The following is a 24,934-nucleotide window of genomic DNA, read 5'->3' as shown; positions in this document are numbered from 1 at the left end:
AGTTAGTTTAGTTTTCAACTGTTGTATGAGACAATTGTGCATCAACAACCCGACCTGTTGCTCCAAGCGCTAATCTTTTTTGTTGACGCTTCAGCACTCCTACCGCACCAAAAGCACCGAGAGCTAAAATCCCCAAGTTTATCGCAGGTTCAGGAACAGACTTAGCCTCAATCGCCGCCAGTGCAGCATCTGCAACTAACTTATGAACGCCTGTTGTTGGATGCACGGAGTCAAAGAATAAATAATCCTTTGGTTGAGGGCATACACTGATGGTTGTCTGTAAATTCCCGACTACGCAAGGGGTAGTCACATTTTGAAACCCAAATTTTCCTGGATTTGCTTCTATTTGATTAAATAGGGAGAACACATCCACAGACGTTAGATTCAAATCCGAGTTGTTGCTAAATTTGTCTAATTCCTCTGCTAATCTCTTGTTATGGTCAATTGTCAAACCAGTCAAGTTGCTAGATAGACCTGTAGCAAATGCAAATGGAATCTTGCCCAAATCAGGCAAGTTAAAGACTAAAATATTTTTTGCACCAGATGAGGCAAGTAACCCTACTGCATCTGATAAATTCTGGACTGTTTGAGCCGGATTGATAGCTTTACCAAACAGATAATCATTTGCACCTCCCGATACAGCATAAAGTGCATTTGGATCAAGCTTCTGATTGGCTTGTAGAATCGGTTGTGTCAATAAGCCGACTTGCTCTAGTACTCCCGGTAACAGCGCACTAGGAACAATAGCATTACCCTGACCAGAATTAGCACCACCGACAGCAAAGTTAATACCTTGGTTGGGAATAGTAGGATTTAAAGTAATGTATGGAGAGGGTTTTAATCCTAGCTGATCTCCGAGGTAGTCTACCCACACCCGATCGTTGGAAAAACGCCCTTGAAAGTAGGGTGGATCTTGGGGAATGGCTGTTGTTGGAGCAACTAAACCACCAGTAGCAGCGAAAACATTGCCAGTATCAGAAAGACTATCGCCAAATACATAAAACTTGGTAAAACTCGCAGCATTTGCCTTGAGTGGCAACATGAAAGAAAAGAGAACAAATCCTGCCGCTAAAGCTTGTTTTTTCATATTTGTTTTACCCGTGGTATTTTTTAATTTGTTTAAAAGTAATCAAAGGGCATAGTTTGACAACTTGTCTTTTGACTTACTTCAAAACTAAGTACGTCTATTGAGTTCATTTACGTTGTTTTACTTAACTATGCCTCAAAAATTTATCAAACACAGGTAAAAACGCTGAAAATACTTAGATTTACATTTTCTTGATAAAAAATAAGCCTATTACAAAGAAATCGCAAACTTTCTATGCTAAAGCATGGGCATTAGCCACTTTTCTGCTAACGATCAACTAACTGCAACAGAATGGCATAACTCTTCGTAGACATCCCTTTAATTTCGCTTTAATTTCAAAGCCTCAGTAGCCGACACACCCTCTCCCTGACTGCCGAAATACCACAAAGCCGTAGCAGCCTCAGCACGAGTTACTGATTTTTTGGGTTGAAACAGAGTCGTATAGCCAAATACCCGCCGAATATTCGATTGTTCGCCATTCTGGTAATCAGCTAACACTGCTCTTAAAGCCTTGGGGTCAATTCGCGCAGTGTCTTGGAAACCCCAGGTTTGTTTAACTGCATCTAAGTTAGCAGAGGGTAAAGCTTGGCGAGTATCTAGAGGTAATTTCCACAGCAGCAACTGTTCCCGCGTTAGGGGTGCATCAGGACGAAACAAAACTACTGTAGAATCACCAGACAAAGGACTGGGAATTAACCCAGCCTCAGCTAATCCCTGAATTGCTGGAAAATCAGGGTCTTTTGCGGACACATCACTAAAAGCTGGTTGAGTAGTTTCTGATGCCAAACGAATTTGTTTAGCTGGATTGCTGGCGTAAATAGCATTGTTAGCAGCAATTAGCCAACGAGCATATTCCCGATGTGTAACGATTTTACCGGGTTCAAACTGGTTAGTTGTGGCAGTAGAGTTGCTCTTAGTTGTCTTTGGCTCTAAAGACAAAACACCTAATGTAGCTAAGTCTTGGATGTGTTGCCGCCATTCTTGCGGTGCCTTGTTCAGATCGTTGAATGCTTGAGATTCCGCTGTGGCTATAGATGTTGTTTGGTTATTAGTGGTACTTGGTGGCTGTGCTGTCAAGTTTGCAGGTGGTACCGGGCCAATGAACTGTGGATCTCCTGGTTGAGGAGCGGCGTTAGTAGTTTCGTTAGGACTTGTAGTTAGGGTAGGTTGTGCTGTTGCGGTACTATTCGGTACGTACTCAATCAGTAATTCAGTGGCTGTTTGGGGTTGATTGGGTGTGGCGTTAGTAACTGATTGAGGCTGAATAGAAACCTTCAACAGCAAATCGTTACGACGTGCCTCAAAAGTGCCTCCTGCATCATCTGTTGGCTGTTGCAAAATCTGCCAGTTATTTGTTTGAAACTGGCTGCGATAAAAGCTAGCAATAAAGTTGCTGGGGTCAGAACTCAACCAACGAGTTGAGACTCTGTTCTCTGAGCCGCTAGCAGGTGTAACTTCCTGTAGTTTGGCATTGGAATATAGTGGGATATCTTTAGGAAAATCAGCAGGTAACTGAACTGTTGATTCGTTTTGCTGTGCTTGCGGTTGGTTACTCTGAGATTCTCCAAAGACAACTGGATTGCTTTGCAGTTTCGGATCTGCCGCCAAAGATTGCTCAAGGTTTTTGGCGACTGGACTGTTAGCACAGGCTGTTAACGAAGTGAGTAGAACAGTCCAAATTAGAAATACAGCTGGACGTTTGCAGGGAGGCACAGGAAATCACAAATTGAGTTTCAATTCCTACCCTAGCGCAGACTGTTCATTAAATGGGAATGGAGCATTGGGAAGAGGCAGAGGGGAAAGAGGTAATTTTGTATTCTTCCCCTTGCCCCCTGCCCCCTTGCTTCTTTCCCTGCTCTTTTTCGTATTAGTAAAGGTGATGATATCTCAAAAAATGAGTAAACGGTAGCAAAAGCTACCGTATTGTCTTCGTTTTACAGCCATTAGGTTTTGATAATTCCCATGCTTATTTATAGAATTCCCTAAAATTCTGGCAAACTAACATTTTTGAAAAAAAACAGAAACAAATCTAGAATGCTTGCTAGATAAAAGTTTTGTAATTTTGGCGTTCTAAGTTAGGGCGTGTCATCAATTAGGAGCCAAAAGCTTTATCAGATAAGGGATTGAGTCTGTTAGTATTTTTGTGACAAAGACTCCTGAAATCCTTGCCATGAGCCAATTTCAGATTTAATTGATGACATGCCCTAGTACTCCACCACAGCGATTATGAGAGGTTAAGGGAGTTTGTAGTAAGCACTTTAGTGCTTAGATGAGGGCTAGAGTTACCCACCACGAACTGATCAAAATTAATGTGGCAGACTACTAGATTGAGAATCAATTTTTAAGATAGTTCTGGAAATATTCAGTTGGTAGAGCGAATAACTGATTAAGAACTCGCCAAAGAATAGCATAGCTAGCAAAAGCTTTAATCTACTTCCAGATCCACTAATTTGATGCGATGCCTACGGCGGGCAAAGCCTACGCCAAGCAACTGAAGTGATAGACTAGAACTAAAGCCCTCCTTAGCCTCACTCAAGGAGGGGAATAGATCAAGTTTGCTAACACTGGCTTACAGTCGATTCTAGAAATTATTCATCTAACGATGGTAAGCTGAATAAGGCAATAGCTGGAAAATGCCAGTGTTAAGCAATTCCAGGAACTTAGCGTAAGTTCGTTATTATTGGCGACTGGGGTCATAGGTAAAGCAGTCAAGTGTCGCAGCAGTTTCCTTAGTATCTCTAAATTGATTTTCTAGGAAAAGTGCTACTTGTGCTGTAGTCAAGAGTTTCTTGGCAGCCTCGAAAGCAGTGAGTGCTTTCTCTAAAAGTGCGTAGTTTACCGCCGTAGGCATCGCCTCTATGTTATCCAAAGCTTTCCCTCAGGCAACCCATCCCCCGGTTATTCTGGGATAGGGAAAGGGTTCTTTTAGGAAAGCTGGGTACAGAGTTCGCTTTGCAACTTGTAGAGGCAGTACATATTTAGCTACGGCTGTTTACCCAATCCTACCTAATGATTGGGTAGAGGCAAAAAAGACACTTCATCGGATGCACTGGCGGTTGAGAAAACCCTCTACAAACTTGGTCTGAACAGTTAACAGCTTCCTGATAGATTAGATACAATTAGCATCTGCGTTTGGTTCGGCGATCGCTTATTCAAAGCGAGTACTCGAATTGACATGGTGCTGTACTAGCCGATTTGACATAGTATTAAACCTTTCACCTGCTGGCTCTGGCGAAAATTTTTGATTCAGGGCAAATTAAGACTTATATTCAAGGGCAAGGGTGTTTCTTGGAGATGAAGTTAACCAAAAGGGGGCAAAAGGCTTAAAAAGATATGTCTAATGTCAAAAACGCAGATCGGATAAGAGTATGAAAATCTAAAATAGATATTAAATTGAAGAAAAAACAACGACCATCGACAACCGTCAGTCCATTTTACTTTCTGTAAAGCGTCACCGGGTTGTTACCAGTGCTGAAATACGATTACATGCAAGTTTCCCAGGATCAGCCTATTTATTCTGAGGCTCCACTCCAGCTGCTATTATTTGTCGATGGACGTCCAAAGTCCCGACAACAAGTGCAGCGAATACGTGCTTACTTAAAAGAATTGCAGGCTGAGTATAGTTTTGAACTTCAAACTATCGATGTTGGACAACAACCTTACTTAGCAGAACATTTTAAATTGGTAGCAACGCCAGCTTTAATCAAAATCCATCCGGAACCACAACAGGTTCTGGCTGGGAGTAATATCATAGCGCAATTGAAAAACTGGTGGCCTCGCTGGCAAGCCGCTGTAGACGCTTACTTGAAATTACAGGAAGACTTACAAGAACGTATAGACGATAATTCTAGGGTAACATCACCCAAATCCACTATCCGTTCTGTTGCTGTTTCTGCTGAACTAATCCGACTCTCAGACGAAATTTTTCGCTTGAAACAGGAAAAAGATAATCTTCAAGAGCAGCTACAGTTTAAAGACCGGGTGATTGCTATGCTGGCACACGATCTCCGCAATCCGCTAACTGCTGCCGCGATCGCGATCGAAACTCTGCAATCTAACTACAATTTAGAGACAGGCCAATTCCAGCGCCTTAAACCATCCTTGACGGCGCATCTATTAAAACAAGCCCGTAATCAAACTAAGATCATTGATCGGATGATTACTGACCTCTTGCAGGTAGGTCGTGGCAAAGACACAGAGTTTCCAATTTTACCACAAAAAGTCCAGCTAGGTAACCTGTGCTTAGATATACTGGAAGAATTGGGCGATCGCTACACAGCCAAATCCCAAAAGGTAGAAACGGATATTCCCAATGACCTACCTTATGTATATGCTGACCCAGAACGCATCCGCCAAGTGCTAATAAATCTGTTGGATAATGCCATCAAATACACCCCAGAAGGTGGCAAGATTAGCGTTGCCGGATTGCACCGCACTACCCAAAAAGTTCAGTTTAGTATTGGCGATACTGGGCCTGGTATTCCTGTAGAGAATCGCGATCGCATCTTTGAAAACCACTTCCGCCTGCAACGGGATGAAGGTACAGAAGGTTATGGCATTGGCCTTTGTCTATGCCAACGCATCATCTTGGCACATTATGGTCAAATTTGGGTGGACTCTGCCCCCAATAACGGAGCATGGTTCCACTTCACACTGCCAGTTTATCCTTCTTAGGGATTGGGCATTCACAAATGACTAATGACTAATACAACTCTTGGAGAGGCTGCGCCCTAAGCGTAGCTATGCCGCAGGCTTTACGACTATGCTCAGTACAAGTGACTAATGACAATTAAGAACTTGAGATAAAGCGATCGCGCCCCCCAGCTTTAGCTTGGTAGAGTGCTTTGTCTGCCAACACAATCAAATCTGAAGGTGAAGATTCCCAAGTCGGGACAACAGTTGCCACGCCCATACTGAGAGTGACATGCTCACTCACCGCAGACCCGTCATGAATAATTTGCAAATCTTTGACTCCCGCTTGTATCGCTGCGGCAACGTGAACTGCACCAGATGCAGGGGTATATGGCATAATTACAGCAAATTCTTCACCACCATAACGCGCTACTAAATCCTGATGCTTTTGTGCCTTAAGGCTTAAGACAGCACCCACCTTTTGTAAACAGACATCTCCAGCAGGATGGCCATATCTATCGTTATAAAATTTAAAAAAGTCGATATCACACAAAATCATTGACAGGGGAGATCCCTCTTGGGCAAGATTAATCCACTGAGTATTAAGATAATCGTCAAAGCGGCGACGATTAGCCAACTCAGTTAAGCCATCTACATTGGCAAGGTGATGCAAAGCTTGGTTTGCCGCCTCTAATTGTTTGTAAACTTGCGCTTGCTGTAGCAGTCGGCGCAACCGTTGACGCAATACAGGCCAATGAATTGGCTTAGTGACATAATCAGTCGCCCCTGCGTCAAAAGCACGGTTTACGGATTCCTCATCGTCCAAGCATGTGATCATCAATATGGGAGTGCGCTCCCATATCTTGGAAATCACAGTATTGTTATGGGTCGAGTCAGTATCAAAAGTTGCAAGGGCTGATATTAAATTATTCCTGGCAATCTGGAGCAAGTGCTTACAGCAGGTAAAGCCATCCATCACAGGCATTACAGCATCTAGCAAAACTATATCCGGTTTGATAGTCTCGTAAGCATCTAAACATTGTTTACCATCATTGACCTCGACCACTCGATAACCTTCTTGTTCCATAGCTTTACGCAACAATACTCGAATAGTCTTGTCATCATCAGCCACAAGAATCAGTGGTGGTTGCTTAGAAACAGAAAATGGGCTTATGCCTGACATGAGTTGCCTTCCACTTGCGGGACTATCCTGAAAAAGGCTGTGCAACTCAATCGCATGGGAGCGATCGCTCTTTTCTTCAATGCCAGGATTTGCGGCAAAGGTGTGTCTGGCTTCACAATCAACTGTTTTTTGACAACAGACCGCTCAATGTTATTGAGCCAAGCAAGCGGTAGATAACTAAGTTGCATAGACAATCTATAATTGGAACACGAAGGCAATTGCTACCTTTTTGTTCGGCTATGGTTATGGGAGGAAATGTTACTTTTATATTTCCCCATTGTTAAAGTTAAATTGCAATTTGTTTGAGAATTGCAAATGCATACCTTAATTATGTAGTTATGTAGTTAGTTTATAAATCTAGTGAGACAGGGCAAAGCAATTGCCGAAACGTTCTCAGAAGATAGCTAATATTAAAGACTAATATCACCTGACTTAAATTTATTTAGTCTATTCGCAAGGCTTGTGGACATTTAGTATAATTACATAAGATTAAGGTTAAGCTTAGTGTAAAGCTTAATCTTCGAGTCATTATGAATTAATAAATTAAGTAAAAATTCTCATGTATCATTGAACTCGTTTCAGTATATCTAGTTATATTAAAAAATAGATTGTTTATTCATCAAGATACCAATTTACTAGCTAAGGTTATATTAAATATAAATATAATAAACAAAAATTAATATGTTTAACAACTAAACCCTATAATTGCTTCACAGACAGCACATAAAACCGCCATCTTTTTGAGTACACAAACAACCAGAACTTTTTACAAAAAAAGTCAAAACCTATTTACATTTACTAAATCTTTAAAATGCCAGACTCATTAATGTATCAACAGGATCATTTTGTGGTACTAGAAACAAATCAACCAGAACAATTTCTGACACAATTAGAGTTATTAGAAAAGCTCAAAACAACTCTCCAACAACTTATAATTCAAGATTTGCCGCCTGACTTGCAAAAGTTTGATACTGTGGAAGCTCAAGCACAATATTTACTCGACACCAGCTGCGAATTAGATATTGGCCCAGGGCAATATTTACAGTGGTATGCAGTTCGTTTAGAAAAGTAACTTTTTGGTCAGTTGTGAAGCCCAAAAGGAGTTAACAATAAAAGTAGGCTCCGATGCTCAATAACTTGTTAACGCTGTGCTATGCGTTGGTGTAGTTTGTTGCAGGCATCAGAACTTCTCCTGACGGAGACATTGTGCGAACAAAGAAAGCAGGAGAGAAACCTTATACTTCAAAACTTTGTCATTACCAACATCTTTGAAATCTTTCACTTCGTTGTTATCCCACCTTGAAATAAATTCCGAGGCTAATAGCTAAAGTCTTCTTAAGAGGATTAAACACAAGATTTTAAGTGATGTATATGGCCATCTTCTGTGAAAGGGAAAATTGAAGTCCACGCTGAGTGGACAGAAGCTATTAATCCAGAACTTAAGTTATAGGTGGGATGTCAATTAGCGTGGCACTTTGACTGTTACAAAAAGTGGTTAACGACAAGCCATAAAAGCATGGCATTTGGGTAACAATAATTTTTGTTATTGACTATTGACTACTGACTAGGGACTCTTTTGGAGTATTGATCAGCGCTAGCTCAATTGTATTTTCAGATGGCTGCGTTATTTGAATCTCCAATCCAGGACCAAAATAGTTAGTCATTTTTTCCTGCTTTTTTTGCCACACATCAATTGGTATTAGAGGTGAATCAAATTCTAAAATTAGGGCATAGTTCCCATTGACTTCTTCTTCTCGCAACCCTGTGACTGTTGGACGTTCCTGGTCTGTGGGACTCAAACCCAGAAAAGAAAGGGTTGTATCTAGATGAGCATCTTGACCGTAACAATATCGGGTGATATCTTTGCGAATTTTATTTTGAGTATCAGTTGCTTGCTGTTCCCGCAGTACCAATGCTGACGGTGACGTAGTTTGGGGTACTGGCTTGAGTTCATTAGCTTTCAGCGCCAACCCTCCCAACAATAGAGGAATCCCGTAAAAAAATCCGACAAGATTGAGTGTGGCATTATTATCAGCATAGGCGACGAAGCCAATGATGGTTAATATACCGCCGATAGTTAGACCGAGTGTTCCTAAAGAGATTTGGCGTAGCATGAGCTTAAATTAGTATAAAGTCTGAATACCTCAGTTTTATTATCATCGGCTATGGGTAACAAATTAGGAAAGAATATCGTCCCCATTCGGTAGTATTCAACAAACTGAAAATTGCCAGGTTAAGACTGACACAAACAGAAGTCAGAGGCTACGCGTAGAAAGCTTGAAGAGTAGGGGTACGAGAGACACGGAAAGTTTCTCAGGACTAACAAGTATAATAAATTACCAATGACTTATAGCGCCCCAGAATATTGGATTTTGAGTTAACTTTAAACTTAAAGGTAGTTAAAGATAGGAAAAGAATGATGGATTTACAGACTATACAAGAACGAATTGTCGCAGTTCAAAGTAAACGTGAGTACCTGTTAAGCCTACTAGAGCAACCAAACCTGGGAACTTTGAGAGTTGACGTAAATCAGGCTTTGGAAGAACTGGATGAATTAATTGATGAATTTAGACGCACTATTCCGGTAGAGTAGAATTCATTAAAAATTGCGTCGGTTTAACCTTCAACTTCAGGCTATATCGACGCTCCTCATTACTATCATGTGCTCAAATCCCCAAAATTGAACTAAGCCTGAGTTGGCGAAGCAACATAGCTTTATCATTTATCCTGCAACTGAACCATCTCCTGTACGCTGACCTAACTGCCTAACTAAGGCAATGAGTTCGCTTGTAGGTACATCTTTTTTGCAAACATTATCAAAGCTTGACATGGTCTTTGTGCCCTGAAAATTTACATCTTCCACTGAAGAGTAAGCAAGGATTTGGGTGTTCGGAGATATAGCTTTAATGTGACTAGACGCACTCCAGCCATCCATAACTGGCATCTGTAAATCTAGAACAATTACGTCTGGATGGCAACGTTTAACCATTTCTATAGCTTCTTCACCATTACTGGCTAAACCTACTACTTGAATATTTTCCTGGCAAGAAAAAACCAATTGTAAGGTTAAACGAGTTAGCTCGTGGTCATCAACTACTAGAACACGCAAGGTAGAAAGCTCACAGGATAACATTAACATTGAGGGGAAAGACGAAATTATTCAGAATAACCCCTCTAGTTTATGGGAACAAGTGCTAGCACTAACTCTATCCTATGGTTGAATAACTTGTGTGAAGCCATGAGAAATAACTTAGGTAACTGCTCACAAAATTCAAGTTTTCTCAGAAACCTAAGTTGAGCTAGTTGTCAAGGTATAAGTAAGTTATTTTTTAATCAATTCAAGTTTGAGGCTACACCACTTGAGCGTAATGCCATATTCATGAGAAGCTTTTGTGAATTAGCTTCTGGAGAATCATCATAAGGACGCCGTTGAATGTAAGTGCCATCGGCTTGTAATTCCCAAGCTTGACGATTATCTGCGAGCATAATTCCCATAATTTCTTGCAAATCTTTAGCAATATCTGGGTCTTTCACTGGGGTAATTACTTCGACTCGGCGATCTAGGTTGCGGCGCATCCAGTCGGCACTGCCGATATAGATTTCCTCCTGTGTATTGTTATGAAAATAATAAATCCGAGAGTGTTCTAAAAAGCGACCGACAATGCTGATTATGCGAATGTTTTCACTAATGTCTTTGAGTCCTGGGCGCAAACAACAAACGCCCCTAATAATTAAGTCTATTTGTACTCCGGCGCGGGAAGCTTCATATAAAGTGGCGATAATTTGTGGATCGACTAGGGAATTCATTTTGGCAACAATGCGTCCAGAAAATCCATTTTGAACATTTTCGATTTCGCGGTGAATTAGTGCCAAAAAGCGATCGCGCATATTCACAGGCGCAACCAGCAACTCTCGATAAGACTTTTGTCTTGAGTAACCTGTCAAGAAATTAAATAAATCTGTGATGTCAGCACCCAATTCTTCACGGCAACTAAACAATCCCAAATCTGTATACAGTCGCGCCGTTTTGGGGTTATAGTTACCAGTGCCAATATGCACGTAGCGACGTATCCGGTCTTTTTCGCGCCGTACCACCATGACGGTTTTACTATGGGTTTTCAGCCCCACTAAACCATAGACAACATGAACTCCAACTCTTTCTAGTCGTTTTGCCCAGTAAATATTATTCTCTTCATCAAATCGCGCTTTTAATTCCACCAGTACGGATACCTGCTTGCCATTTTCGGCGGCGGCAATTAAGGCGTTGACGATGGGCGAATCGCCAGAAGTCCGGTAAAGGGTCATTTTGATGGCTAACACATTCGGATCGTAGGCGGCATGGGTGATAAAGCGCACCACTGTAGCCGAAAAGGATTGATAGGGATGGTGTACTAGCAAATCCTTTTCCCGAATCACTGCAAAAAAATCTTTTCCTTCGTCCGTCTCCAGGGCATCTGGGTCTAAACTCGGTTCTCTCAGCCTTTGCAAGCGTGATGGTACAACAGATTGGCGTGGTGGATCTTTGAGTTCTGGCAATGGCAAGGACATAAAATACATCAAATCCCGCAGACCCAAAAGACCATCTACTTCGTAAAGATCGCTTTCTGTTAATTCCAAATCTTGCAATAATCGCGATCGCACTATTTCAGGAGTCTGGGACTGAATTTCTAGTCGGACTGGACTTCCACCCAGCCGCCGTTTTCGTAGTTCCTGTTCAATCGCTAACAATAAGTCATCTGCCTCATCTTCTTCTAAAACCAAATCGGCATCACGGGTAATGCGGAACGGATGATATTCTTGAATGTTCATCCCTGGAAATAGAGATTCCAAGTTATGAGCGATCGCTTGTTCTAAAGGTACTCCAGTCCAGTGGGCAGGTTTGTCGTTGTTCTGATCTCCCAACTCAGGCGGTATCGGTAAAAATCGTGGGAGAACACTGGGGACTTTGACTCTGGCAAAGAATTCTTCTTCGGTATCTGGGTTTTTGACTACAACAGCCAGATTCAGACTGAGATTAGAAATAAAAGGAAAGGGATGACTAGGGTCAACAGCCAGAGGAGTCAAAACTGGAAAGACTTGTTCCTCAAAATAACTGTTGAGATGAGTTCGCTGTTTTTGATTCAAATCTATGTAATCCAGAATATGGATGCCGTGATTTGCTAGTAGCGGACGAAGTACTTGCTCAAAATGTTGGTGCTGTTTCTTGACCTGGGGAATGAGGGTAGACCTAATATCGTCTAACTGTTGTTGTGGTGTCCGACCATCGGGAGTTAATAGGCTAACTTTTGCCTCTACTTGTTGCTTTAAACCAGCAACGCGCACCATGAAAAACTCATCCAAATTAGAGTTAAATATTCCCAAAAACTTGAGACGTTCCAGAAGTGGGGTGCGATCGTCACAGGCTTCATGTAACACCCTGCCATTAAATTCTAACCAGCTTAACTCTCGGTTAAGATAATATTGTGGATCGCTGAGATTGATGGGAGTAGCGCTTTTCTTAGATTTTGCCATAATGACCTAAGGGCAGGCAGATGTGGCCCATTAAACTGGGGGACAATAAACATAGTAAATTAAATGGTGCTTGAGCATAACGCTGAGGCAACTTTTGGCTGTGCTGATTCTCTACCTCGCTACTGGTAAGGGACAGAGATAATGCTGAAATCAAAAATCTATTTGTATTTAAAGACAAAAAAATAAACCCGTGTGGGCAGGAAAGCCAACATTAACAAGAAATTTTTGGTTTTTTTGCGTAGACGTAGCCCGCACTTCTCTACGAGAGACATGGTTCGACTCCGTTCACCAGCCGCTCAGTGACCATCGTAGACATCGCTTCTGGTGCGTGCTATGTGCGATCGCGCATAGCGTCTCTTTCAGAGAATCACTCATCCCAAACCTATAACTAGATTTTATAGCCGTTTTCAACTCTCTGGAATATGGTAGTGGCTTAAAGTTGTCCCGCCTGACAAAATATTGCATCCATATAAGAACCGCAATAAGTCTAGGGGTGTAAATCGTTGCCCACGGCATATTACCCATGAAGATGCATTTAAGATTTAGCAAAGATATGACATGGGCATTTCTAAAAATCTCTGAGTAATTATCAAGTGGAGTTTACAGAGAATTATGTTGTGAGAAGCAGTCTAAAGCCCTACCTGTAATACTTTTTTAATTTGGTTTTTCAAATCCTGAACTTGGTAAGTATTACCACAAGCTCAATACAGGCATTAAGTAGATACAAGTCTTGTTGAATCTCCGTTTTATCTAGATTTTACTGCTCTTGTTGAGATCCGCACTAACGATTTAGTCTATTAGTTTTTTTAATTTATGACCGCCAGGATTTTGAAAAACTCCAGTATGATTACTGAAAGTTTTATGAAAGGTAATGGTTATATTGAAAACGCAAAGATAAACAACACGAGGAGTTTGTTAATCATGAAAATTTCTGCAATCGTCAAAGGAAGCATCTGCTTGTTGGGTTTGGTTAGCGTTGGTAATATCCTGGCTGCGCCAGCAAGTGCAGGTCAAGCTGCTGTTCGTGGTGCTGTAACAGTTGTGAGACCATCAGGTGCTTCTCAAAGTGTCAGTGGTGAGTTGATTGCACCTACTGGCGCATCCTTCAGTGGAGACTTAACAATTACACCTACTATTACAGACCCAGGAACAAACCAAGAAACCATAGATAGTCTGGTTGTCAGCCCAGCCACATTTACTGATGCAACGGCCGCGACTGGTAGCGGAAATCCATTCCTTGATGCAGCAGCAGCTGCACTAACTGCGGCTACAGCAGTTGAAGATCAAGCAGCTATCATTCGGGCTGGTGCTGGTGCTAATGGTTTCGGTGGTTTAGAGTAGATTGAATCTTTGCTTCGTAAGTACTTACAAAGTTTTTAGCAACTGACAGAACAGTTGAATAGATTTAAAGACAGGGGAGAGAAATAGCAATGCTATATCTCTTCCCTATATTTATGATGTTGTTGGCGAATTCATATACGCTTAACTTTTATTGAGAATAGACAATGTAGCTTTAAAGCTACGGGATTTAGTGAGCGATCGCTCTGGCAAATATTAAAAAAATCAGGCTAATAGACATCATCCAAAACCCTTATAGAGACGTAGCAATGCTACGTCTCTATATTCTTTTTCACCAGATATCTAATGGATAGCTTCATAGGGAAGGGTCTGGGGGGTTAAGTTAGAGTAAATAAAGGTTGTACACGGCGTTAAGCTATTTATAAAGTAGCCAAGCTACTGACTAGATATAAAATTAGAATTTATAAAGAAAAGTTAATGAAAGCTAGACACATTGATACTGATACAGAAGCGGTGAGGTTAGAAGCCCTCCGCCAGTATCAAATTCTTGACACCGAACCCGAAGAAGCCTACGACAATCTTGCTCAGTTAGCGGCATTTATTTGTGGCACGTCCATATCCTTGGTAAATTTCATTGATGAAAACCGTCAATGGTTTAAGGCAAAAGTAGGTTTAGATGTATCAGAAATGCCCCGGAGTGTTGGGTTATCTTACCTTTGCCAAGAGCGGCGTAATGTTGTGGTGGTTCCTGATACCCTAGCTGATGAAAAATTGGCAAATAATCCCGTAGTAACTGGCTATCCCTATGTGCGGTTTTATGCAGGTGTACCCTTAATTACCCCGTTGGGAGATATGCTGGGAACTCTGTGCGTAATTGACCAAGTTCCAAAAAAATTGAGCCAAAAACAAGTGGAAGCGCTTGTAGCTCTGAGTCGCCTGGTAATCGACCAATTAGAACTCAGGCGTCATGTAACTGAGGTATCGGAAATTACCGAGAAACTAATGACGCACGAGCAAGCAGCCCGCGCTCAATCTGAAGCTGCGAGAACCCGCATCGCCAATCTTCTCGAAAGCATCACTGATGGTTTTTTTGCCTTAGATAAAAAATGGCGATTCACCTACATTAATGGTCAAGCAGAACGGCTGTTGCAAAAAAAACAGAATGAGCTTTTGGGTAAAAACATCTGGGAGGTGTTTCCAGAAATCGTCGATACAACATTCCATCGTGAGTATCACAGGGCAATCTTAGAACAGGCGAGTGTGGAATTTGAGGAGTTTTATCCGCCACTAAACTGCTGGCTTCAAGTCCACGCCTATCCGGCAAAAGACGGTTTGTCTGTTTATTTTCAAGATATTACTGAACGACGGAAAACGGCAGAAGCACTAAGAGAGAGTGAAGAACGCTGGCAATTAGCATTACATGGTAATAATGATGGTATTTGGGACTGGAACCTTAAGACTAATGAAGTGTTCTTCTCAACTCGGTGGAAGGAAATGCTCGGTTATAAAGACCACGAAGTTTCCAACGGTTGGGATGAATGGACAAAACGAATCCACCCCGATGAGCGAGATTGGGTACTTCAAGCTTTCCAAGACCACTTTGCCAAGAAAACACCGTTTTATGTCTGTGAATATCGAGTCCAGTGCCAAGACGGCAGCTATAAATGGATTCTAGATCGAGGACAGGCACTTTGGGACGCATTGGGTGATATAGTTCGCATGGTGGGTTCTTATACTGATATCACAGATCGCAAGCAGGCAGATGAAGAATTAAAGCGGCAGAATTTGCGATCGCAACTATTTGCCGAAATCACCCTAAAAATTCGAGAATCTTTGCAAATAGACGAAATTCTTAAAACGACGGTGACAGAGGTACAAAAATTACTACAAGCTGACCGAGTTTTAATTTTTCAACTGGAAGCTGATGGTTCGGGAACAGTAGTGCAAGAGGCGGTGCTACCTGGTTGGCCGGTAATTCTGGGAAAAAATATTTTTGACCCCTGCTTTAAAGAAGAATACATAGAAAGATATCGCCAAGGAAGAGTGAGTGCAATGGAAGACGTTGAAACCGCTCACATTCAACCATGCCATCGAGAATTTCTTCAGCAGTTTGCTATCAAAGCTAACCTCGTAGTGCCAATTCTCGTCAGGGACGGCATTTGGGGTTTGTTGCTGGCTCATCAGTGTGCCGCACCTCGACGGTGGAATAACTTTGAGACAGAGTTGTTACAGCAATTAGCTAACCAAATTGGGATTGCTTTATCTCAAGCGCAACTATTAGAAAAACAAAGCCAGCAAAGTCAGGAACTCGCTCGTTCTAATGCGGAATTAGAACAATTTGCCTATGTGGCTTCTCATGACTTGCAAGAGCCATTGCGGATGGTAACGAGTTATTTACAACTACTAGAGCGAAGATACAAAACTCAACTAGATGCCAATGCCGATCAGTTTATTAACTACGCAGTAGATGGGGCCCGACGAATGCAGACCCTAATCAATGATTTGTTGAATTATTCTCGCGTCAGCACCCGTGGGCAGCCCTTTATGTCAGTAAATTGTAGTGTTGTCTTAGAACAGGCGATCGCTAATCTTCAAATTGCGATCGCCGATAGTAAGGCAATTGTCACTCATGATACTCTACCGGAAGTGATGGCTGATCCTACCCAACTGACACAAGTATTTCAAAACCTGATTGGCAATGCGATCAAATTTTGCCAGAATCAGCAGCCACAAATTCACATCGGGGTAGCGAAGCCAGATGGAAACCCAGATGGGGAAAGTTTAAATGTTACCCCGTCGGCAGATGAATGGTTGTTCTGGGTGCGCGATAATGGTATTGGTCTGGAATCCCAGTATGCTGAACGAATTTTTATAATTTTTCAGCGATTGCACGGTAGAGATAAGTATCCGGGTACTGGAATTGGTCTGGCAATTTGTAAGAAAATTATAGAACGCCACGGCGGCCGGATCTGGGTTGAGTCGAAACTGGGTCAAGGCTCGACTTTCTACTTCACAATTCCAGATAGAGCAGGTAAGCAATCGTGGGTACCATAACAGCGATTATGCCTATTGAGGTTTTGTTGGTAGAGGACAATCCAGGCGATGCCCAACTCACACGCATCGCCCTGGAAGATAGCAAAATCTCCATTCACTTGAATGTGGTCGAAGATGGTGTAGAGGCAATGGCATTCTTGCGAAAGCAGGAAAAATATGTCAAAGCAGCCCATCCAGATATTGTGCTGCTCGATTTAAATCTCCCTAGAAAAGATGGGCGGGAAGTACTGGCAGAAATTAAAGGAGATGAAAACCTCAAGCGAATTCCTGTAGTAATTTTGACGACTTCCCAAGCTGAAGAAGACATCCTCAAAGCTTATAATTTATGTGCAAACTGTTATATAACTAAGCCAGTAGATTTCGATCAATTCGTTAAAATTGTACAATCAATAGAAAATTTTTGGTTTGCGATCGTAAAACTGCCACCGGAGTAGTGGAAATGGCAGGTAAAAATATTAAGGTCTTGTTAGTAGAAGATAACCCTGGTGATGTCTTTTTATTACAAGAGTTTTTAAAGGAAGTTACCACAGTTTTAGTTGATTTGATGCCCGTTGAGCGACTTTATGAAGCCCTTAACTACTTAGCAAAGGAAATTTTTGATGTAATTCTGTTAGACCTCTCGCTGCCAGATAGCCAGGGACTGGAAACCTTTGTCATCGCTCACCATCAAGCAAAAGCCACTCCGATAATTGTGCTCACGGGGATAAACGATGAAACCCTAGCAATTAGGGCAATGCAGGAAGGAGCACAGGATTATTTAGTCAAAGGGCAAGTAACTGGCGACTTGCTGGTGCGTTCAATGCGTTATGCCATCGAACGTCAACGGGCAGACGACGCACTACGCCATAGTGAGGAGCGATTTCGGGTTGCCCTGAAAAACTCTCCAATCTTTGTCTACAACCAAGATCGAGAGTTACGGTACACCTGGGTTTACAATCCCCCATCTGGAGTGACTGTTGAGGAAATATTGGGCAAACAAGACTTGGATATCATCCCAGTACAAGATGCTCAACATCTGATTGCAATTAAACGTGGGGTGCTAACCACAGGCATAGGAACGCGAGAGGAAGTCTCAATTACAATCAAAGATACAACTCGATATTACGATTTAACTGTCGAGCCATTGCGAAATGAATCGCAAGAAGTTGTCGGCGTGACTTGCGCCAGTATCGATATTAGCGAACGGCAAGCCGCGCAGCGCGATCGCAAAATGGCAGAAGAAAAAATCCGCGAACAAGCAGCATTACTAGATGTCACTACAGATGCCATTTGCGTGCGAGATTTAAACAATCAAATTATCTTCTGGAACAAAGGCGCAGAAACACTTTACGGCTGGCAAGCTACAGAGGCTTGGGGCAAAAATGCTAGTGAGCTTTTGTATGACGAACCTTCACCGGAAATCGAAGCGGCTCTGTTACAAGCTATTAGTAAAGGTAAGTGGCAAGGTGAGTTAACTAAACTTACTAAAATGGGTAAGGAAATCCTTGTTGCTAGTCGCTGGAGTTTAGTATGCGATGAACAGGGTAAGCCTAAATCAATTCTCACCGTTGACACAGATATTACGGAGAAAAAACATTTAGAAGCCCAATTGTTTCGCGCTCAACGCTTGGAAAGTATTGGCACTTTGGCTAGCGGCATTGCTCACGATCTCAACAATATCCTGACACCGATTCTGGCAGGAGCGCAACTGCTACCGCTGAAATTTCCCAATGCAGATGAGCGAACTCGCCATCTACTGGAAATTCTCGAAATCAACGCTAGACGCGGCGCTGATTTAGTCAAACAGGTGCTGTCCTTTGCGCGAGGTGTGGGAGGTAAGCGGATCACTTTGCAACTCAAGCATTTGATTGTGGAAGTAGCCAAGATTCTCAAAGAGACATTTCCCAAATCCATAGAAATCAGCACTGATATACCGCAGGAGTTGTGGATGGTTTCTGGGGATAGTACCCAACTACATCAAGTGCTGATGAACCTCTGTGTTAACGCCCGCGATGCTATGGCTAATGGCGGTACTTTGAGTATCTCTGCCGAAAATCTGTTGATTGATGAAAATTATGCCCGCATGAACCTGGAAGCCAAAGAGGGAGCCTACATAGTGATTACTGTCTCTGATACTGGAGTTGGGATTCCTAGAGAAATGTTAGATAGAATTTTCGAGCCATTCTTTACCACAAAAGATGTAGGACAAGGCACTGGTTTAGGACTTTCCACCGTACTGGGGATTATTAAAAGTCACGGAGGTTTTGTGAATGTGTATAGCGAACCGGGAAGTGGCACTAGCTTTAAAGTTTACTTGCCAGCAGTAGGAGGAATGGAAACACTCAGCCCAGAAGATTTGCCACCACAAACAGGACATGGAGAATTGATTTTGGTTGTGGATGATGAAGCTGCGATTCAAGAGATTACGAGAACATCACTAGAAGATCACAACTATAAAATTTTAGTTGCCAGTGATGGCATTGAAGCGATCGCGCTATACGCTAAAAATAGGGACAAAATTAGTGCCGTACTGATGGATATGATGCTGCCCTCCTTGGATGGTTTAACTGCCATCCGTACCCTACGAAAAATTAACCCCCAAGTCAGAATTATTGCCAGCAGTGGACTGATGTCTGACAATAAGCTCAATGCAGCAGCTGCCATTGGTGTCAATACGTTTTTGTCGAAGCCCTATACCGTCAACGAATTATTGCTTTCTTTACAGAAAGTACTATCGTGAGTTAAGCAATTACGTAAGTATCCTGATACTTGTGAGTACAAAAGGCTGCTTTATTGATGTGGGTGCAAATTGCTTAGATTTGATATGCTTGAGCATCGGCTAACGCACTTCTCTTACTGATACTCACAGCTTGGCTAAATCAATATGCCTCGGTTTCTCAGATTAATCATCAATATAATAATTTTGAGTGCATTGTTACTCATATCTGTGCAAGTTAAGGCGCAAGATTGGCGTCCGGTTCGCGGTGGCATCCCTTTCGGTATCAGTGGTATAGCTCTGATAGAGCAGCAAAGCAATACGCTCGATTTTCTGATTGTCCATGACAACAAACAAAAACACCAAGTTCGTATCGCAATCATCAGCATTAAGGGGAAGAACCAACCTGAATATTTACCCTTGAACTGGCCAAATAATACTGAATTACCCATCGACTTAGAAGCTTTAACATCTGTTCCAGATAAAACAAAATCCTCTTTTATCGCTATAAGCAGTTCTGGAAAAGCTTATTACATCAAGTTAGAGCCTGCCAATAAGACCATCTCGGTTCTCAAGGAATTCAATCTACCAGGAATTATTCCAGGAAATAATTTTGAAGCATTTGGATTGCAAAATATAGACGGAAAATTAGTTGCTATTTGGGGACATCGAGGTGAAGGAGAACAACCAGCAACTATTTTTTGGGGAGTGTTTGACTTAGCTAAATATCAAATTACTCTCGCAGGTTCTGCCAGTTTGAAAGTACCGTTTCCATCTGGCAATGTTCGCCATATTTCAGATATTAAGGTAGATCCCGTAGGAATTGTGTACATCACCTCAGCAAGTGATGCCGGAGATGATGGCCCATTTCAATCAGCTGTATATGTCGCTGGTTATCTGGGATTGCATGGTAACAAAATTACATGGCATCAAAATCCTCAACTTGTTCCCCTCTACCGCTCTGATTACCACAAAATTGAAGGAATGGAACTTGTTCCCGGTGCAGCAGGCGGTGTGATTGTTGGTACAGATGATGAGAATTTGGGTTCCTATGTATATATTGTGGGTGGAAGTAGCTGAAGTATGTCCTTTGATAACTTGTGCGAACTGCTATCTGGCAGGTTTATTTGCGATCGCCTAGCAACCACATTAAGTAATATGCACATATCAAACTTTTTGTCAAGTTATTTAGAGCGATCGCAACTTGGTGTGGGTTGACCATTATCTGATTGATAACGGCCACTCATTAATTACACCTACACATTAAATCGGAACAACATTACATCCCCTTCCTGCACAATATACTCTTTCCCTTCACTGCGAACCAACCCTTTTTCCTTCGCAGCATTCATCGAACCAGTTGTTACCAAGTCTTTATAAGCAACTGTTTCGGCGCGAATAAATCCCCGCTCAAAATCACTGTGGATTACGCCAGCAGCTTGAGGTGCAGACATTCCAGCATTAATTGTCCAAGCGCGGGTTTCTTTAGGGCCGCAAGTGAAATATGTCCGCAAGCCTAAAAGCATGTAAGTTGCCCGAATCAATGATTTCAAACCGCCTTCTTCCACACCTAAAGACGCGAGGAAATCAGCTTTATCTTCCTCTGGTAATTCCACTAATTCAGCTTCAACTTGAGCCGAAACTATTACAACTTGGGCATTTTCAGTTGCTGCAATTTGCCGCACTGTTTCCACAAAATGATTACCAGTTGCCAACTCATCCTCAGATACATTCGCGGCGTAGATAATCGGTTTATAAGTGAGTAGATCCAGTCCTTTAATAATTACTGTTTCTTCTTCATTCAAGCTCACCTGACGCACCGATTTACCTTCATTTAAAGCCGCAGCTAATTTTTCTAAGACTGTGATTTCAAACTGTGCATCTTTGCTGGTACGAGCTTGTTTGCGAGTGCGGTCAATTCGCCGCTCAATTTGGGCTAAATCTGATAAACCCAATTCTATATTAATGATTTCAATATCTCGCGCTGGGTCAACAGAACCAGCAACGTGGATAATATCGTCATTCTCAAAACAACGTACCACATGGACGATCGCATCAACTTCCCGGATGTGGGACAGGAATTGATTCCCTAGTCCCTCACCCTGACTTGCACCTTTAACTAAACCGGCAATATCTACAAATTCAACTCGCGCCGGGATAGTTTGTGCCGAACTGGCAATCTTAGCAAGAACATTTAACCGCTCATCCGGTACTGCGACAACGCCGACATTCGGTTCAATCGTGCAAAAAGGGAAGTTAGCTGCTTCTGCTTTGGCATTAGCAACTACAGCATTAAATAAAGTAGATTTTCCGACGTTGGGAAGTCCGACAATTCCGGCTCTTAGCATTTTAGATTTTGGATTTTGGATTACATTACAAAGGTAATTCAAACAGGTTCCGGTATGGTTTGGGGAATTGGTTCTGGAACTGTTTGAGGAATCGGCCCTGGAACTGTTTGAGGAATGGGAGCAGGTACTGGTTCTGGTACAGGCCCCGGTAAGGGTTGGGGAATCGCTGGTCCTGGTACAGGTTCGGGACTCGGTAGCGGGTTCGGTTGAGGATTGGGAATTTGTGGTTCGGGTATAGAAATCGCAGTAGGATTAATCATGGTAAGTCTAAATTAAATTATTTAACCTTCCCAAGGTAGATGACAACCTCAACTGTTGACATCTTCCCAAATGGCTATACCCAGCGATACTTCCTTTAATAATTTACCGCTCTTGTCACTTCCGCATCTCGCCTTCCCTAAATCCAACAAATTTGTACTAAATTACTACTCTGTCACTTTTTCCACCACTTCTGGTACTGGATCATAACCACCTGGATGAAACGGATGACAGCGCAAAATCCGCCGAGTTGCCATCCAGCTACCACGCAATACTCCAAATCGTTCAATGGCTTGAATAGCATACATCGAACAAGTTGGTTGAAAGCGACAAGTTGGGAGAAACAATGGCGAGATAAACATTCGGTAGCCCCGAATCAGCCAAATCAATAATAATTTCATTGCAGTTACCTAAATCTTATAAATTAGTAACAAAGGTAAAAATTTTCATTTTGTTGTATCTTTGTTAATTACATTTTCTGACTTCACCTCAATTCCGCTTTTATGGCTGCAAATTGCCATCGCTGCAATTTGGGTGTTACTCATCCTCCTGATTGCATGGGTGGTAAACCGCTTCACCAACGAGCCAGAAATCGTGCGGAAGATAGTTCATATTGGCACTGGTAATGTGATTTTACTGGCTTGGTGGCTATATATTCCTGCTAGCGTCGGGATTACAGCTTCAATTTTAGCGAGTGCAATCACCTTATTATCCTACCGATTTTCTATTCTTCCTGGTATTAATAGCGTTGGACGCCAAAGTTTAGGGACATTTTTTTACTCTATCAGTTTCGGTATTTTAGTTGCCTGGTTTTGGTACTTGCAACAACCCCAGTATGCAGCACTAGGAATTTTGATCATGACTTGGGGAGATGGACTAGCAGCTTTGATTGGGCAACGCTTTGGTAAAAATAAGTATAAAATTTTTGGGTCAGAAAAAAGTTGGGAAGGCTCCCTGACTATGATGCTTGTTAGCTATGTCGTCAGCAGTTTGATTTTAGTTGGAACTCAAGGAAACGCTTGGCAAACTTGGGCGATATCACTAATGGTGGCAGTTATAGCTACGGCTTTAGAAGCTTTTTCATTTTTGGGTATTGACAATTTGACAGTTCCTTTGGGTAGTGCAGCGCTTGCTTACTTTTTAAGTCAGTTAGTCTTAAGTTACTAATTGCCTTGAGAGACAGTGCCAAAATTTCATCGTTAGTTAATAAATAGCCTGCAAAAGCAGGCTTTGTTCCTTTAGTCACAACTTATAGTCATTTGGCATTTATGTTTGCCAAATCGAGATGCTCTCAGTAACGACTCGTTACAAAGGAAGTTACTGTCATTACAACGATTACGACAGCTTGTCTATTTTTAGCAACTGCTTATGCATTTTTTCCCGACACTTAAGCAAAAATTATTACTATATACGCAAACCTAATAATCTAAAGGTAGTGGTTGTAGATATGCAAAATCATAAATATATGTTCAATTACTTTAAATCAGTTTAAAAACACCGAATATCAACCATTGTTACTCTATGCAATTAGTATATCTAAAAGAAATCAAAGATTTTATATCTACCTTAAGAAACAAAAATCCAATTTTCAATTATGTCTCCAGGTTTATGAAATCATGACAAACAATCCTTATAGTTGGGTCTTAGGTGGTCAACCCACCTAATTTCGTAAGTGAGGCTAACAATCATGTCACATCAAATAATTACATCTGAGTTGCTTAATGATTTATCTGATAAGCAACAACAGATGTTAGTCGGTGGTGCCGACTTTGACTTAAGCGGCAGCAATTTTGGTAACAAACGAAGTGCTGTATTTGGAAGAACCACTTCCGGTCCCCACGGTAGCACCGCTACCTCCGCAGGCTTTACTAATACTGTCAATACGGCTGCACTAGATTTCTTGGGCTTGGGTGTAGAAATTCCTACAGGGATTGGAGCCTTGGGTAGCTCACCAATTGGTACTGAAAATGGTACTGGCAATGGTACTGAGAACGGTACTGGCAATGGTACTGGTACTGGTACTGGTACTGGTACTGGTACTGAAGGTGGCGAAGCATAGATAGCTTGAAAAATCAGCTATCACACCAAAGCACTTGGCAAATTTAAGCAGGCAATAGTAAGTAGGGTTCTCAAACAGTCAAAAGTGAAGAATAAATCTATTTTTTCATCTGACTTGTTCTCTTTTGCTACTTTCCTACTTAGAATGTCCAACTTTGATCAAAATAGCTGATATTGCAAGAGCCATCTTGTTCAATTTTCAAGATGGTACTGCAAACTTGGCTATTGTGATAGTGCTGAGTAATATGGGTGCTCAAGGTTTCCCCTTTTTAGGTGCTGGAACCAGCCCTAGATTCCAGAGCTTTCCTGTGATTTTCCCTTTTGTAGAGCCTAATTATCTGGTTAAATGCTTTAGGGAACACTGCATAAGCGAGTTAGCCTCTGGAATCTTTTATCAAAGAGGAACGTAAGTGAGGCTAACGAGGCTAACAATCATGTCACATCAAATAATCAGATCGATTTGGGTAGATCTGTTTCCAGGGAAATTACGGCTTTATCCGTCGTTTCTATTCTTTAACCATTCCCACGAATAACCTGCAAAAGTTGTCACTTCAGAGCGCTTCAAAAACAAATTTACGCAGGGAATGGCGAGTATGGGCTTTTAAATAGTTAAGAATGACGATTTGTTTAGTCAAATAACAAACTTGACTATGCTATTTAGGTGGTGTTAAGCAATTTAGCCACTCAAGCTTTCTTCTCATTTATTTGTAGAAGCGATCGCAGATTTCAGAAATCTCATGTCTACAGATGTGCTATCTATATAATCCAAATATCTAAACTCAAGACTTTCCGCAAAACTGCATCTACCA

General features: G+C 41.8%; 22 protein-coding genes. 11 read left to right on the top strand and 11 right to left on the bottom strand.

Going from position 1 to position 24,934, the window contains the following annotated elements; genetic code table 11:
* Nucleotides 1-7: 7 nt before the first annotated feature.
* The 3 genes from RM347_RS00810 to RM347_RS00800 form a co-directional block, all read right to left on the bottom strand.
* The gene (locus tag RM347_RS00810) at nt 8-1,087 is read right to left on the bottom strand and encodes an SGNH/GDSL hydrolase family protein (RefSeq protein ID WP_322722171.1); all 1,080 of its coding nucleotides are present in this window, start codon (nt 1,085-1,087) and stop codon (nt 8-10) included.
* Between the two features lie 318 nt (nt 1,088-1,405).
* Nucleotides 1,406-2,800, bottom strand: a complete 1,395-nt coding sequence (locus tag RM347_RS00805; RefSeq protein ID WP_322722170.1) for an S-layer homology domain-containing protein — start codon at nt 2,798-2,800, stop codon at nt 1,406-1,408.
* A 964-nt stretch (nt 2,801-3,764) separates the two neighbouring features.
* The gene (locus RM347_RS00800) at nt 3,765-3,956 is read right to left on the bottom strand and encodes a hypothetical protein (RefSeq protein ID WP_322722169.1); all 192 of its coding nucleotides are present in this window, start codon (nt 3,954-3,956) and stop codon (nt 3,765-3,767) included.
* 599 nt (nt 3,957-4,555) lie between these two features.
* Between RM347_RS00800 and RM347_RS00795 the strand changes: the two genes are divergently transcribed.
* Entirely contained in the window at nt 4,556-5,761 is a 1,206-nt protein-coding gene (locus tag RM347_RS00795; RefSeq protein WP_322722168.1) for a histidine kinase, read from the top strand.
* Between the two features lie 115 nt (nt 5,762-5,876).
* Here the strand turns inward: RM347_RS00795 and RM347_RS00790 are convergent, their stop codons facing one another.
* On the bottom strand, nt 5,877-6,902 hold the full coding sequence (locus tag RM347_RS00790; protein ID WP_322722167.1) for a PleD family two-component system response regulator: 1,026 nt from the start codon (nt 6,900-6,902) through the stop codon (nt 5,877-5,879).
* Complete coding sequence (locus RM347_RS00785) at nt 6,890-7,090, bottom strand: hypothetical protein (protein WP_322722166.1); 201 nt, start codon at nt 7,088-7,090, stop codon at nt 6,890-6,892. The genes RM347_RS00790 and RM347_RS00785 overlap by 13 nt, the downstream gene beginning before the upstream one ends.
* Before the next feature lie 623 nt (nt 7,091-7,713).
* On the opposite strand from RM347_RS00785, the gene RM347_RS00780 reads away from it, so the two are divergent.
* Nucleotides 7,714-7,974, top strand: coding sequence for a chlororespiratory reduction protein 7 (locus RM347_RS00780; RefSeq protein ID WP_322722165.1), 261 nt, complete (start codon nt 7,714-7,716; stop codon nt 7,972-7,974).
* A gap of 478 nt (nt 7,975-8,452) precedes the next feature.
* On the opposite strand, the gene RM347_RS00775 is transcribed toward RM347_RS00780, so the two are convergent.
* On the bottom strand, nt 8,453-9,016 hold the full coding sequence (locus tag RM347_RS00775) for a DUF2854 domain-containing protein (protein ID WP_322722164.1): 564 nt from the start codon (nt 9,014-9,016) through the stop codon (nt 8,453-8,455).
* Between the two features lie 302 nt (nt 9,017-9,318).
* On the opposite strand from RM347_RS00775, the gene RM347_RS00770 reads away from it, so the two are divergent.
* On the top strand, nt 9,319-9,495 hold the full coding sequence (locus RM347_RS00770; protein ID WP_322722474.1) for a hypothetical protein: 177 nt from the start codon (nt 9,319-9,321) through the stop codon (nt 9,493-9,495).
* Between the two features lie 129 nt (nt 9,496-9,624).
* Here the strand turns inward: RM347_RS00770 and RM347_RS00765 are convergent, their stop codons facing one another.
* Complete coding sequence (locus RM347_RS00765) at nt 9,625-10,041, bottom strand: response regulator (RefSeq protein WP_322722163.1); 417 nt, start codon at nt 10,039-10,041, stop codon at nt 9,625-9,627.
* Between the two features lie 194 nt (nt 10,042-10,235).
* Complete coding sequence (gene ppk1 / locus RM347_RS00760; protein WP_322722161.1) at nt 10,236-12,413, bottom strand: polyphosphate kinase 1; 2,178 nt, start codon at nt 12,411-12,413, stop codon at nt 10,236-10,238.
* A gap of 921 nt (nt 12,414-13,334) precedes the next feature.
* Between ppk1 and RM347_RS00755 the strand changes: the two genes are divergently transcribed.
* The 6 genes from RM347_RS00755 (at nt 13,335) to RM347_RS00730 (ending at nt 20,679) form a co-directional block, all read left to right on the top strand.
* Nucleotides 13,335-13,754, top strand: a complete 420-nt coding sequence (locus RM347_RS00755) for a hypothetical protein (RefSeq protein WP_322722160.1) — start codon at nt 13,335-13,337, stop codon at nt 13,752-13,754.
* A gap of 435 nt (nt 13,755-14,189) precedes the next feature.
* On the top strand, nt 14,190-16,766 hold the full coding sequence (locus RM347_RS00750; protein WP_322722159.1) for a GAF domain-containing protein: 2,577 nt from the start codon (nt 14,190-14,192) through the stop codon (nt 16,764-16,766).
* Nucleotides 16,754-17,200 (top strand): response regulator, encoded by a 447-nt coding sequence (locus RM347_RS00745; RefSeq protein ID WP_322722158.1) that lies wholly within the window; start codon nt 16,754-16,756, stop codon nt 17,198-17,200. The genes RM347_RS00750 and RM347_RS00745 overlap by 13 nt, the downstream gene beginning before the upstream one ends.
* Nucleotides 17,201-17,205: 5 nt before the next feature.
* Nucleotides 17,206-19,485 carry a hybrid sensor histidine kinase/response regulator gene (locus RM347_RS00740; protein ID WP_322722453.1) on the top strand — a complete coding sequence of 760 codons (2,280 nt, stop codon included), beginning with the start codon at nt 17,206-17,208 and terminating at the stop codon, nt 19,483-19,485.
* A gap of 144 nt (nt 19,486-19,629) precedes the next feature.
* Nucleotides 19,630-20,541, top strand: coding sequence for a hypothetical protein (locus RM347_RS00735; protein WP_322722157.1), 912 nt, complete (start codon nt 19,630-19,632; stop codon nt 20,539-20,541).
* Nucleotides 20,542-20,544: 3 nt separating this feature from the next.
* Nucleotides 20,545-20,679 carry a hypothetical protein gene (locus RM347_RS00730; RefSeq protein ID WP_322722156.1) on the top strand — a complete coding sequence of 45 codons (135 nt, stop codon included), beginning with the start codon at nt 20,545-20,547 and terminating at the stop codon, nt 20,677-20,679.
* Between the two features lie 38 nt (nt 20,680-20,717).
* Here RM347_RS00730 and ychF read toward each other — a convergent pair whose 3' ends face one another.
* The 3 genes from ychF to yidD all read right to left on the bottom strand — a co-directional run bounded on the left by ychF (nt 20,718) and on the right by yidD (nt 22,468).
* Nucleotides 20,718-21,809, bottom strand: a complete 1,092-nt coding sequence (gene ychF, locus RM347_RS00725; protein ID WP_322722154.1) for a redox-regulated ATPase YchF — start codon at nt 21,807-21,809, stop codon at nt 20,718-20,720.
* A 38-nt stretch (nt 21,810-21,847) separates the two neighbouring features.
* Entirely contained in the window at nt 21,848-22,069 is a 222-nt protein-coding gene (locus tag RM347_RS00720) for a hypothetical protein (protein ID WP_322722152.1), read from the bottom strand.
* A 165-nt stretch (nt 22,070-22,234) separates the two neighbouring features.
* Complete coding sequence (yidD, locus tag RM347_RS00715; protein WP_322722151.1) at nt 22,235-22,468, bottom strand: membrane protein insertion efficiency factor YidD; 234 nt, start codon at nt 22,466-22,468, stop codon at nt 22,235-22,237.
* A 61-nt stretch (nt 22,469-22,529) separates the two neighbouring features.
* Here yidD and RM347_RS00710 point away from each other — a divergent pair, with 61 nt between their 5' ends.
* Both RM347_RS00710 and RM347_RS00705 read left to right on the top strand, forming a co-directional pair.
* A complete protein-coding gene (locus RM347_RS00710; protein WP_322722150.1) occupies nt 22,530-23,234 on the top strand; it encodes a diacylglycerol/polyprenol kinase family protein in 705 nt (234 codons plus the stop codon).
* A gap of 520 nt (nt 23,235-23,754) precedes the next feature.
* Nucleotides 23,755-24,126, top strand: coding sequence for a CTB family bacteriocin (locus tag RM347_RS00705; RefSeq protein ID WP_322722149.1), 372 nt, complete (start codon nt 23,755-23,757; stop codon nt 24,124-24,126).
* Nucleotides 24,127-24,934: the final 808 nt, after the last annotated feature.

Source organism: Nostoc sp. ChiQUE02, assembly GCF_034531305.2.
Classification (GTDB): Bacteria; Cyanobacteriota; Cyanobacteriia; order Cyanobacteriales; family Nostocaceae; genus Nostoc.
This window is presented reverse-complemented; position numbering and strand designations above follow the sequence as displayed.